Source organism: Variovorax paradoxus EPS (assembly GCF_000184745.1).
GTDB classification, from domain to species: Bacteria; Pseudomonadota; Gammaproteobacteria; order Burkholderiales; family Burkholderiaceae_C; genus Variovorax; species Variovorax paradoxus_C.
The window spans coordinates 5,634,484-5,646,757 of the sequence record NC_014931.1; the positions used below are offsets into that span (position 1 = coordinate 5,634,484).

At 68.5% G+C, this 12,274-nt stretch carries 9 protein-coding genes; 3 read left to right on the forward strand and 6 right to left on the reverse strand.

The features are described 5' to 3' along the window. The first annotated feature begins 11 nt into the window (after positions 1-11). Both VARPA_RS25840 and VARPA_RS25845 read left to right on the forward strand, forming a co-directional pair. Entirely contained in the window at positions 12-4,097 is a 4,086-nt protein-coding gene (locus tag VARPA_RS25840) for a translocation/assembly module TamB domain-containing protein (protein ID WP_013543540.1), read from the forward strand. A 243-nt stretch (positions 4,098-4,340) separates the two neighbouring features. Next, positions 4,341-4,643 (forward strand): hypothetical protein, encoded by a 303-nt coding sequence (locus tag VARPA_RS25845; protein ID WP_013543541.1) that lies wholly within the window; start codon positions 4,341-4,343, stop codon positions 4,641-4,643. Between the two features lie 12 nt (positions 4,644-4,655). On the opposite strand, the gene VARPA_RS25850 is transcribed toward VARPA_RS25845, so the two are convergent. The 6 genes from VARPA_RS25850 to VARPA_RS25875 all read right to left on the reverse strand — a co-directional run bounded on the left by VARPA_RS25850 (position 4,656) and on the right by VARPA_RS25875 (position 11,897). After that, complete coding sequence (locus VARPA_RS25850) at positions 4,656-4,964, reverse strand: formate dehydrogenase subunit delta (protein WP_013543542.1); 309 nt, start codon at positions 4,962-4,964, stop codon at positions 4,656-4,658. A gap of 43 nt (positions 4,965-5,007) precedes the next feature. Beyond that, positions 5,008-5,898, reverse strand: a complete 891-nt coding sequence (gene fdhD / locus VARPA_RS25855) for a formate dehydrogenase accessory sulfurtransferase FdhD (protein ID WP_013543543.1) — start codon at positions 5,896-5,898, stop codon at positions 5,008-5,010. Between the two features lie 15 nt (positions 5,899-5,913). Beyond that, positions 5,914-8,790, reverse strand: a complete 2,877-nt coding sequence (gene fdhF / locus VARPA_RS25860; RefSeq protein ID WP_013543544.1) for a formate dehydrogenase subunit alpha — start codon at positions 8,788-8,790, stop codon at positions 5,914-5,916. A gap of 47 nt (positions 8,791-8,837) precedes the next feature. Further along, positions 8,838-10,397: a formate dehydrogenase beta subunit gene (locus VARPA_RS25865; protein WP_013543545.1), complete on the reverse strand. Its 1,560-nt coding sequence runs from the start codon at positions 10,395-10,397 to the stop codon at positions 8,838-8,840. After that, complete coding sequence (locus tag VARPA_RS25870) at positions 10,394-10,894, reverse strand: formate dehydrogenase subunit gamma (protein ID WP_013543546.1); 501 nt, start codon at positions 10,892-10,894, stop codon at positions 10,394-10,396. The genes VARPA_RS25865 and VARPA_RS25870 overlap by 4 nt, the downstream gene beginning before the upstream one ends. Before the next feature lie 127 nt (positions 10,895-11,021). Then, on the reverse strand, positions 11,022-11,897 hold the full coding sequence (locus tag VARPA_RS25875) for a LysR family transcriptional regulator (protein WP_013543547.1): 876 nt from the start codon (positions 11,895-11,897) through the stop codon (positions 11,022-11,024). A gap of 128 nt (positions 11,898-12,025) precedes the next feature. Here VARPA_RS25875 and VARPA_RS25880 point away from each other — a divergent pair, with 128 nt between their 5' ends. Next, complete coding sequence (locus VARPA_RS25880) at positions 12,026-12,262, forward strand: hypothetical protein (RefSeq protein WP_013543548.1); 237 nt, start codon at positions 12,026-12,028, stop codon at positions 12,260-12,262. Positions 12,263-12,274 lie beyond the last annotated feature (12 nt).

A 12,274-nucleotide genomic window follows, 5' to 3' on the forward strand; every position in this document is an offset into this window, starting at 1 on the left:
CACCGCATTCGATGTCGAACGAAGAAGCCGTCTCCAACCCCACGCCGCCCGTGCCACCCGCGGTCAAGGCCAAGCGCTCGCGCGCACGCCGAGCCATGCGCGCGCTGGCATGGACTTTCGCGGGCCTCTTCCTCGCCGTGCTGCTGCTCGTTGCGGGCGCGTGGTGGTGGCTGGGCTCGAACACCTCGCTCGCGTTCGCGCTGGCGCAAGCGGCGCAGCGCCTGCCCGCGGGCCAGACGCTCGAGAGCCGCGACGTGACCGGGTCCCTGCGCACCGGCGGGCACATCGGCTGGCTCAAGTACCAGAGCGAGAGCATCGCCGTCGAGGTGAACGACGCCACCATCGGCTGGCAGTTCGCGCCCCTCTTCCAGCGCAAGGTGCAGCTCGGCGAGGTGCATGCGAAGCAGGTGCTGATCGAGAAGCGCGGTGCGCCGAGCGAAGAACCGACCCAGCCGCTCGAACAGCTTGTGCTGCCGGTCGATGTGGATGTGCCCTTCCGCATCGATGAGGTGCGCTGGGCCGGCCCACCCGTGCTGGAAGCGAAGAACCTCACCGGCAGCTACGTCTACAAGAACGCCGAGCACGCGCTCGAAGTGAAGGGCGTCGACATTGCCGATGGCCATTACAGCGCGCGCATCAAGCTGCAGGGCCCCGCGCCGATGGCGATCGATGCAGCGCTCGATGGCCGCGTGAAGGCGCCGCTTGCCGAAGACCACAACATCGACGTGATCGCGCAAGCCACCGTGAAGGGCACGCTCGCCGGCACGGCTGCGCGCTTGCAGGTCGCCGCCGAACTCAAGCCCGCCGAAGAGAACGCCGATGCGCCGATGGAAGCCAAGCTGCAGGCGCAGATCGCGCCCTGGCTGCCGCAGCCGGTGATCGACGCCAAGGCCGATCTCAGCAATGTCGATGCATCGAGTCTCTGGCCCGGCGCACCCGAAACCCAGCTCACCGGCACCGTCTCGGTCGAACCCGATCCGGACGCGGGCGCGTCCGCATGGAAGGCCTCGGCCGACATCCGCAACGCCTTGCCCGGCCCGTGGGACCGATCGAAGCTCCCGGTCGAGCAGGTGCAAGGCCGCGTCGGCTTCGACGGCACCAACTGGACCATCCCCGAAGCCACGGTGCGCGCCGGCGGCGGCCGCATCGATGCCGAGGGCCGCTGGAGCCCCGCACCCGCGCCCTGGCAGATTCGCGCCACCGTGCGCAGCGTGCGGCCCGGCGCATTGCACAGCGAACTGGCCGGCGCGCCCGTCAGCGGCCAGGTCACCGCGCAGCAGCGCGAAGACACCATCACCTTCGACGCATCGCTCAAGGCCGAAGGCGGCGCGGGCAGCAAGTCGCTGCCCGGCTTTGCGCTCGACCGCGCGCTGGCGCAGGGCCAGTGGAAAGACCAGGTGCTCGACCTGCGCACGCTGCGCATCGAAGCCCAGCGCGCGAGCGTCGACGGCAAGCTCCAGGTGCGCGTGGCCGAACAGGCCGCGAGCGGCAAGCTCAACCTCGTGCTGCCCGGCGGCGGCGCGCAGCTCGAAGGCCGCATCGCGCCGGACGCGGGCGCAGGCGACATCAAGGCGCGCATCGATGATGCCGACACCCTGCAGCGCTGGGTCGAAGGCCTGCCCGGTCTCTCGGGCGTGTTCGCAGGCACGACGGCCAAGGGCTCGGCGCGGCTCGACGCCAGTTGGCAAGGCGGCTGGCGGACCATCCAGCGCCGCATCGAGAACGCGAACGCACCGGCACAACGCGGCATCGCCGAGCCCACGCTCAAGGCCGCGCTCACCGTGCCTCGCCTCGACCTCAACCTGCCGGCCGCACAGCCGGGCGGTACCGCCACCGCGGTGCAACTGCGCGAACTGCAGGCCGACCTTTCCGGCAGCCTCGCGCAAGCCGCGCTCACGCTCAAAGGCGAAGCCACCACCGGCACCCAGAAGATCACGCTCGACACCCGTGCCAGCGGCGGCATTGCCGGCGCCAACCAGTGGCGCGCCGCCCTCGCCAGCCTGCGCCTGCAGGCACAGGACAGCGCGCGCCCAGGCAACCCGTGGATCGTGGAGCTGAGCCGCGAAGTCACTGCCACCATCCGCGCGGGCGGCAATCCGGCCCGCCTCGACGTCGAAGCCTCCGCCGCTTCGGCCACGCTGCGCGGCCCAGTGCCCGGCACCGTGCGCATCGACTGGCAGCCGCTGCGCTTCAGCCAGAGCGGCGCGGCGCCCAACAAGGTGTTCCGCGTGCAGTCGAAGGGCCAGATGCAGGGCCTGCCGATGGCCTGGGCCGGCGCCTTCGGTGCGAGCTCGACGCTCAGCGAACTGGGCATCAGCGGCGACCTGATGTTCGACGGCGACTGGGACATCGACGCCGGCGACACGCTGCGCGCCAAGGCCCGCATCGCGCGCCAGAGCGGCGACATCCGCGTGCAGGCTGGCGAGGCCGCGCTGGTTACCCGCATCACGAGCACCGGCACCGGCACGGCGAGCGAGCGCACGATGAATTCCGCCTCGGCGGGCGGCGCCGATTCGCCCAGCACCCCCGCGGGCCTGCGCCAGGCCGAGTTGCGGCTCGACGCCGAAGGCGATGCCGTGCGCGCCACGCTCGCATGGGACAGCGAACGCGCCGGCAAGATCAACGCCGACATGAACACGCGCGTCACGCAGCGCGCCGGCGGCTGGCAGTGGGCACCCGATGCGCCGCTGGGCGGCAGCATCAAGGCCACGCTGCCGAACCTGGGTGTGTGGTCGATGCTCGCGCCGCCGGGCTGGCGCATCGCCGGCACGCTCGACGCCAACGCCACGCTCTCGGGCAACCGCGCCGCGCCGCGCTGGAACGGCACGCTCGGCGCCGACAAGCTCGCGCTGCGCGCACCGGTCGAAGGGCTGGACCTGCGCGACGGGCGCCTGCGCGCCAGCCTCGCCGGCGACCGCATCGAGATCACCGAGTTCACGCTCAAGGGCGGCGCCGGCAGCTCGGCCCGCATTGGCGGCCAGAGCGGCAACCGCAGCACCGCGGCGAGCGAGGCGGGCACCGATGGCGGCTCGCTCTCGGCGCGCGGCGACATGAGCTGGGGCGCCGCACCGGGCACCGCCACGCCGAGCATCCGCATGGCGCTGCAAGGCGAACTGCGCGCGCTGCGCGTGCTGGTGCGCACCGATCGGCAGGTCACGCTCTCGGGCGACCTGCAGGCGCGGCTCGACGCCGGCCAGTTCACCGTGCGCGGCAAGCTCAAGACCGACCGCGCCGTCATCATCCTGCCCGACGAAACCGCGCCGAGCCTCGGCACCGACGTGGTCGTGCGCTCGGCCGCCAAGGACCGCGAAGCGGCCGAGGCCGCGCAGCGCGAATCGGCCCGCGCCGATGCGCAGGCCGCCAAGCCGCAGACCGCGAAGCCGCCCGACATCGTCGTGAACTTCGACCTCGGCGACGACTTCGCGGTGCAGGGCCGCGGCATCACGACGCGGCTCGAAGGCGACCTGGAAATCCGCAGCACCAAGCTCAATGCGCCGCCGCGCATCACCGGCGAGGTGAAGACCGTGAAGGGCCAGTACCGCGCCTACGGCCAGCAGCTCGATGTGGAAACCGGCGTGGCGCGCTTCAACGGGCCTTTCGACAATCCGCAACTGGACATCCTCGCGATCCGCCCGAACATCTCGCAGCGCGCGGGCGTGCAGATCTCGGGCAGCGCGCAATCGCCGCGCGTGAAGCTCTATTCGGAGCCCGCGCTCTCCGATGCGGAAACGCTCTCGTGGGTGATCCTCGGGCGCGCTTCGGCCACCAGCGGCGGCGAGTCGGCGCTGCTGCAGCAGGCCGCGCTCGCGGTGCTGGGCAAGATCGGCAAGTCCGGCAGCGGCGGCAGCCTCGCGAGCCGCTTCGGCCTGGACGAACTCGGCTTCAAGGGCCCGGGCAGCGGCGGCGATCTGCGCGAGTCGGCGGTCACGCTGGGCAAGCGGCTGTCGAAGGATTTCTACGTGACCTACGAACGCAGCGTCGGCGGCACCTTCGGCACGCTCTTCATCTTCTACGACCTGACGACACGCCTCACGCTGCGCGGACAGGCGGGCCAGACCAGCGGCCTCGACCTGATCTACACCCTGAAGTACGACTGATCGAAATCCTGGTACGTCGCCCCGGAGATTTCGAAACATGACGAAAGCGATGGATTCGCGCCGAGGGCAAGGCGCAAACCGCAGCGATACCCGTAGGTATCGCGAGGATTTGCAACGCCGCCATCGGGGCGAAGACGCGCTTTCGTGTTTCGAAATCTCTGGGGCGATGTACTAGGGACTTCGATCTTGACCGGGCCGAACCCGGAGTTAACAATTCGTTGACGCCTTCACCGAGGAGCGACGATGAAAAAAGATGGAGACAAGGGCGACCACAGCCCGGTGCACGACCGTCGGATGTACGACGCGCCGACGTCCTCGCGGATCGCGCTCGTGCGCAGCGCGCTGCATGTGGTGATCGCGGTCGTCGCGCTTCTGGCGATCGCCACGTCGATCCCGCACTGGGGCGGCGAGAACTTCCCCGTGCTGAGCCTGGTGATCTACGTCGCGGGAATGGTGTTCATCGCGATGCCGCTGTGCCTTTGCTATGAGGCGCTGCTGAAGTCATACACGGAGCAGCAGCAGATGAGGCGCACCAGCCTCACCTGATCCGGGACCTACCTACCCCGCGTCGCCGCCCCCCGGCGGAAACTGCTCTTTCCTTTCAGCCAGCTCGACCGCCCCGCCCGGCAGCAGGTTCGCGCGATGGCTGCGCACGGCCGACGCAACGATCGGCATCAGGTGCGTCGCGCCGCCCGCTTCGAGCGCGCGGATCAACTGCATGCGCATGCTCGGCGCCCAGAACGATTTCAGGTGCGCCGCGATCGCGTCCGTGGCCATCGTCGCGTTGTCGGGCGACTGGGCCTGGAAGAAGCTGCCGATCTGGTTGGCCATCTTGACCAGTTGCGCCGTCGGATCGTGGTCGTGCATGCACTGCCTTTGAAGAGATGAAGTAGCTTGCCGGCAGCTCGCGTCAGTGCGCGCGGCGCCCGGTCGATGTGGATGAGAGTTCCCGCCCAGCCGTCGTCACGCGCTCCGGATGGCTGTAGACGGCCAGGTCGTCCTTGCGCGCGAAGCCCACCAGCGTGAGCCGCGCGCGTTCCGCCGTGGTCACGGCGAACGAAGTCGGCGCCGACACCGCAGCGAGCAGCGGCACGCCCGCCATCGCGGTCTTCTGCACCATCTCGAAACTCGCGCGGCTGGTGACGGCGATGAAGCCGGTGGACGCGTCGATGTCATTGCTCGCGAGCGCACCGATGAGCTTGTCGAGCGCGTTGTGGCGGCCCACGTCTTCGCGCAGCCACATCACCTCGCCTTCGGCGGAGCACCACGCCGCCGCATGCACCGCGCCGGTGGCCTGCTGCAGCGTCTGCAGCGACTGGAACTGCGACATCGCGCGCGCAATCGCCTGGCGTTCCAGCGCCACAGCCGCATCGCCGAGCACCGGCAGTTCACGCGATACATGCGCCAGGCTCTCGGTGCCGCACAGGCCGCAGCCGGTGCGGCCCGCGATCGTGCGGCGCCGCTGCTTCAGGCGGTTGAACGCGGCGCTCGACACCTGCAGACGCACCGTGATGCCGAGGTCCGAGGGCGCGATGTCCACCGAATAGAGCTCGTGCGCCGCATCGAGGATGCCTTCACCGAGCGAGAAGCCGAGCGCAAAGTCTTCCAGGTCCAGCGGCGTCGCGAGCATCACCGCGTGCGAGATGCCGTTGAACTCCAGCGCCACGGGCACTTCCTCGGCCACCCAGTCCTGCACCGCATAGGCCTCGCCGCCGCGCACGCCGTGCACGGGCAAGAGCAGCGCGCCTTCGCAGAAGGTGTCGGCGCCTTCGGCGGCCGGCAGGGTGGCGATGTTGTTCACGGCGCGCTTGCTTCCCTACTTCGCGGGGATCGTCTCGTTGCTGCGGTCCGTCGCCGAAGCAGCAGTCGCCAGGTCGAGCTGCGTCTTGTTGAAGCGGCTGTACTCCTGCTGCCAGGTCGAGGGCTGCATCACCGGCATCACCTGCACGGCCGTCACCTTGTACTCGGGGCAATTGGTGGCCCAGTCGGAGTTGTCGGTGGTGATCACGTTGGCGCCCGACTCGGGGAAGTGGAAGGTCGTGTAGACCACGCCCGGCTGCATGCGCTCGGACACCGTGGCGCGCAGCACCGTCTCGCCCGCGCGGCTCTGGATGCCGACCCAGTCGTCGTCCTTCACGCCGCGCTCCTCCGCATCGTGCGGATGGATCTCCAGCCGGTCTTCGCCGTGCCACAGGTTGTTGTCGGTGCGGCGCGTCTGCGCGCCCACGTTGTACTGCGACAGGATGCGCCCGGTGGTCAGCAGCAGCGGGAACTTGCGCGTGACCTTCTCGTCCGTCGCCACGTACTGCGTGACGATGAAGCGCCCCTTGCCGCGCACGAAGGCATCGATGTGCATCGTTGGCGTGCCGTCGGGCGCGTCGTCGTTGCAGGGCCACTGGATGCTGCCGAGTTCGTCCAGGCGCTTGTAGCTCACGCCGTGGAAGGTCGGCGTCAGCGCGGCGATCTCGGCCATGATGTCTTCGGGGCTCTTGTAGTTCATCGGGTAGCCCAGCGCCTCTGCGAGCTTCACCGTGATTTCCCAGTCGGCGAGGCCCGCCTTCGGCGGCATCACCTTGCGAACGCGCGAGATGCGGCGCTCGGCATTGGTGAAGGTGCCGTCCTTCTCGAGGAACGACGAACCCGGCAGGAACACATGCGCGTACTTGGCGGTTTCGTTGAGGAACATGTCCTGCACCACCACGCACTCCATCGCCATCATGGCCGCGGCCACGTGCTGCGTGTTGGGGTCCGACTGCACGATGTCCTCGCCTTCGCAGTACAGGCCCTTGAAGCCGCCGCCGATGGCGGAGTCGAACATGTTGGGAATGCGCAGGCCCGGCTCCGGGTCGATGGTCACGCCCCAGGCCGCTTCGAACGAGGCACGCGTGGTGCTGTCCGATACATGGCGGTAGCCCGGCAGCTCGTGCGGGAACGAGCCCATGTCGCACGCGCCCTGCACGTTGTTCTGGCCTCGCAGCGGGTTCACGCCCACGCCTTCACGGCCGACGTTGCCGGTGGCCATCGCGAGGTTGGCAATGCCCATCACGGTGGTGGAGCCCTGGCTGTGCTCGGTCACGCCGAGGCCGTAGAAGATTGCGCCGTTGGCGGCGCTCGCGAACAAGCGGGCCGCGGCGCGCATCTCGGCAGCCGGCACGCCGGTGGCCTTCTCGGTGGCCTCGGGCGATTGCTCGGGCTGCGCGACGAAATCCCTCCACGCAGCGAACGAGGCGGTGTCGCAGCGCTCGGCGATGAAGGCATCGGCCGTGAGCCCCTCGGTCACGATCACGTGCGCGAGCGCGGTGACCACGGCCACGTTGGTGCCGGGCTTCAACTGCAGGTGGTGCGAGGCCTTCACGTGCGGCGACTTCACGATGTCGATGCGGCGCGGATCGACCACGATCAGCTTGGCGCCTTCGCGCAAGCGCTTCTTCATGCGCGAGGCGAACACCGGGTGGCCATCGGTCGGATTGGCGCCGATCACCATGATCACGTCGGCCTTCTCCACCGACTTGAAGGTCTGCGTGCCGGCCGATTCACCGAGCGTCTGCTTCAGACCATAGCCCGTGGGCGAGTGGCACACGCGGGCGCAGGTGTCGACGTTGTTGTTGCCGAAGGCCGCACGCACCAGCTTCTGCACGAGGTAGGTTTCTTCATTCGTGCAGCGCGACGACGTGATGCCGCCGATCGAATCCTTGCCGTACTTGGCCTGCAGGCGCTTGAATTCGCCGGCAGCGTAGTTGAGCGCGGTGTCCCAGCTCACCTCTTGCCACGGGTCGCTGATGTTCTTGCGGATCATCGGCTTGAGCATGCGGTCCTGGTGGGTCGCATAGCCCCAGGCGAAGCGGCCCTTCACGCAGGAGTGGCCTTCGTTGGCCTTGCCGTCTTTCCACGGCGTCATGCGCACGACCTCGTTGCCCTTCATCTCGGCCTTGAAGGCGCAACCCACGCCGCAGTAGGCGCAGGTGGTGATGATGCTGTGCTCGGGCTGGCCGAGCCAGATGACCGACTTCTCTTGCAAGGTGGCTGTCGGGCAGGCTTCGACGCAGGCGCCGCAGCTCACGCACTCCGATTCCATGAAGGCTTCGTCCTGGCCCGGCGACACGCGCGACTCGAAGCCGCGGCCGCTGATGGTCAGCGCGAAGGTGCCCTGCGTTTCCTCGCAGGCGCGCACGCACCGGTTGCACACGATGCACTTCGAAGGGTCGTAGGTGAAGTACGGGTTCGACTCGTCCTTCTGGTCCTTCAGGTGGTTCGCGCCGTCGAAGCCGTAGCGCACGTTGCGCAGGCCCGTGACGCCCGCCATGTCCTGCAGCTCGCAGTTGCCGTTGGCCGAGCAGGTAAGGCAGTCGAGCGGATGGTCGGAGATATAGAGCTCCATCACGCCCTTGCGCAGGTCCTGCAGCTTGGGCGTTTGCGTGCGCACCTTCATGCCGGCTTCGGCCGGTGTGGTGCACGAGGCCGGAAAGCCCTTGCGGCCCTCGATCTCGACCAGGCACAGGCGGCACGAGCCGAAGGGCTCCAGGCTGTCGGTGGCGCAGAGCTTGGGCACGTTGATGCCGGCATCCACCGCCGCGCGCATCAGCGAGGTGCCCGCGGGCACGGTGACTTCGTTGCCGTCGATCTCCAGCGTCACTTCGCGCGTCGATTCGCGCTTGGGGGTGCCGTAGTCGATTTCTTTCAGATGGTCGAGCATGTGTTCTTGTCTCCTGCTGCTTGTGCGGTGCGGTGCGAGCGACGCGCTCAAGCAGCCTTGCGATCGGGAACCACCAGACCGAAGTCCTGTGGGAAATGGTCGAGTGCGGACAGCACCGGGAACGGCGTCATGCCGCCCATGGCGCACAGCGAACCGTGGACCATGGTGTTGCACAGGTCGCGCAGCAGGATGACGTGCTCCACGCGCTTGTTGTCCGCGCGGATCTTGTCGATCACCTCGACGCCGCGCGTCGATCCGATGCGGCACGGCGTGCACTTGCCGCACGATTCGATGGCGCAGAACTCCATCGCATAGCGCGCGAGCTTCGAGAGGTCCGCCGTGTCGTCGTGCACCACGATGCCGCCGTGGCCCACGGTGCCGCCCACGGCCGCGTAGGCCTCGTAGTCGAGCGGCAGGTCCCATTGCGATTCGGGAAGGTACGCACCGAGTGGCCCGCCGACCTGCACCGCCTTGATCGGCCGGCCCGAGGCGGAGCCGCCGCCATAGTCGTACAGCAGCTCCCGCAGCGTGACGCCGAAGGCCTTCTCCACCAGCCCGCCGTGCTTGATGTTGCCGGCCAGCTGCATCGGCAGCGTGCCGCGCGAACGGCCCACGCCGAAGTCGCGGTAGTGCTCGGCACCGCGCGCAAGGATCAGCGGCACGCTCGCGAGCGTGATCACGTTGTTGATGAGCGTCGGCTGCCCGAAGAGGCCGGTGATGGCCGGCAGCGGCGGCTTGGCGCGCACGATGCCGCGCTTGCCTTCCAGGCTTTCGAGCAGCGCGGTTTCTTCGCCGCATACATACGAGCCCGCGCCCTTGCGCACTTCGAGCCAGAAGGTCCGGCCCGAGCCGAGGATGTTGTCGCCCAGGAACCCGGCAGTCTCGGCCGCGCGGATCGCCTCGTTCATCGTCGCGATGGCGTGCGGGTATTCGGAGCGGATGTAGACATAACCCTTGGTCGCGCCGGTCGCGATGCCCGCGATGGTCATGCCCTCGACGAGCATGAGCGGGTCACCCTCCATCGTCATGCGGTCGGAGAAAGTGCCCGAGTCGCCTTCGTCGGCATTGCAGACGATGTACTTCTGCGCGGCCGGCGTGGCCATCACCGTCTTCCACTTGATGCCCGCCGGAAAGGCTGCGCCGCCGCGGCCGCGCAGGCCGGAGTCGAGCACCTGCTGCACCACTTCCTCGGGCTTGAGGCCCAGTGCACGGCGCAGGCCCGCATAGCCTTCGTGCGCTTCGTAGTCGGCAACCGACACCGGATCGGTGATGCCCATGCGTGCAAAGGTCAGGCGCTCCTGCTTCTTCAGGTACGGAATCTCGTCGGTCAGGCCGAGCGAGAGCGGGTGCGTCTGCGCGCCTTCGGCGAAGCCGGCGTCGAACAGGTCGGCCACGTCGTCGATGGTCACGGGGCCATAGGCCACGCGACCGGCGGGCGTGCTCACCTCGACCATCGGCTCCAGCCAGAAGAGACCGCGCGAGCCGTTGCGCACCATGCCGAAAGACACGCCGCGAATGGCGGCCTCTTGTGCGATGCGCTCGGCCACGCGCTCAGCGCCGACCGCCAGTGCGGCCGAGTCGCGCGGGACATAGATGGTGAGGCTCATGCGCAGCTTCCGTATTGCGCCACCAGCGCATCGAACGAACGCGTCGTCATGCGCGCGTGCGGTTCTTCGTTGATCGTCATCGCGGGCGACGACGCGCACAGGCCCAGACAGAAGGCCGGCTCCAGCGTGAAGTTGCCGTCCTTCGAATGGCCATGTGCGCTGCAGCCCAGCCGCAGTTCCGCGTGGGCCAAGAGCGCATCGGCACCCATCGACTGGCAGGCCTCGGCCCGGCAGATCTGGATCACGTGGCGCGCCGCGGGTGCGGAGCGAAAGTGGTGGTAGTAGGTGATGACGCCATGCACTTCGGCGCGCGAGAGGTTCACGCCCTCGGCGATCGTCGTCACGGTGTGCGGCGGGATGTAGCCCAGCGCGTCCTGCACGTCGTGAAGGATCGGGAGCAAGGCCCCCGGTTCTTCGGCGCGCTCCTGCAGCACCTGGCGCACCGCGGCCAGTTCATCGGATTCGCTCATCGTGGCGTGTCGGCCCACTTCGTTCATGCGGCGCTCCTTGGCGGTTTCTTATTCATCGTGACCTTGCATCCCGGCTCGGAGGCCGCGTCCCAGGAAAACCGTGGTTTCCCGCTGTGGGGGCACTGTCAGGGAATAAGAAGGCAATGGCCTTGACTCAGGTCAATTTCCCGGAAACAAGGGGCCGGGCGCCGCCGGCAGAGACCTCGCGCAAACCCGCGAGCGCCGGCCCGACGATGGCCGGATCGGCGCCCACCGCGTAGACCGCGTACGCGGGGTAGAGAAACTCCGGCGTGTTGGGCACGCGCCGCAGATGCCCCGATTCGAGATGCGCGCGCACCACGTCGAGCCGGAAGTAGCCGGTGCCACCCGCGGCCAGCAGGTACTCGCGGCCGAGCGGCCCGAGCCCTGCCTTCACCGCCGCGTTGGAGAGTTCGGGAAACGCAAGGCCGTGCTGCGCCGCGAACTCCGGGCCCCAGTCGACGTACACGTAGTCCGCCGGCCGCGGCACGCGCGGGCGCTTGGCGGTCGTGACCATCACGAGCTTTTCTTCGATGAGCAATTCCACGCGCAGCCCCGGCCGCTGCTGCGGGGCATAGACGATGGCGATATCAAGCACGCCCGCCGCCACCTTGTCGAGCAGGTCGTGCGGAAAGCCGACCTCGGTGCGAACCGCGAGCTGCGGCGCGGTCTGGCGCAGCCACAGCAGCCAGCGCAGCAGCAGCGGGTCCCACAGGCTGATCTCGCAACCGGCCGCGAGCACCGCCTGGCTGCCATCGGGCACCGCCACCTGGTGGCGCGCCCGCTCCCACACCTGCACGAGCGTCGTCGCATGAGGAAGAAATTGTTCGCCCGCGCGCGTGAGGGCGGCACCGGCCTTGTTGCGCACGAAGAGCTTGCGGCGCAGCAGTTCTTCGAGCGTTCGCACGCGTGCGCTCACCGAGGTCTGCGTCACATGCAGGCGCTCCGCGGCGCGCTGGAAGCTGCGCGTCTCGACGATCGCGAGAAAGGTGCGGGCCAGGTTGATGTCCATCGAGGCGCCCTCGTTGAATGCATTATTTTTGCATTCAACTGGCAATTAATCTCGTTTTACTTGGGCGGTGACCGGGCAGAAGATGAAGGCGTTCAACCTTCAACCTTCAATGCAACCGGGAGCCACTCATGCCGACCCTTGGTCACTCCGTACAGGCGAAGGGCGCCGAGCGCCTTGCCGATGCGCTCCGGGGCCTCGCCGACGAGGCCTTCATGCTCGTGGAGGCCTTGCTCAGCCCCCGCAAGCTCATCGAGGACGTGGAGCAGATGCGCGCCTTGCAGGTCGCGGCCGACACCCTCGAAGCCACCGACCCGTGGCGGGCCGACGTGCTGCGCTCGCGCGCCTCGCGCATCGGCCTTCGCTGACTGAAAGAACAA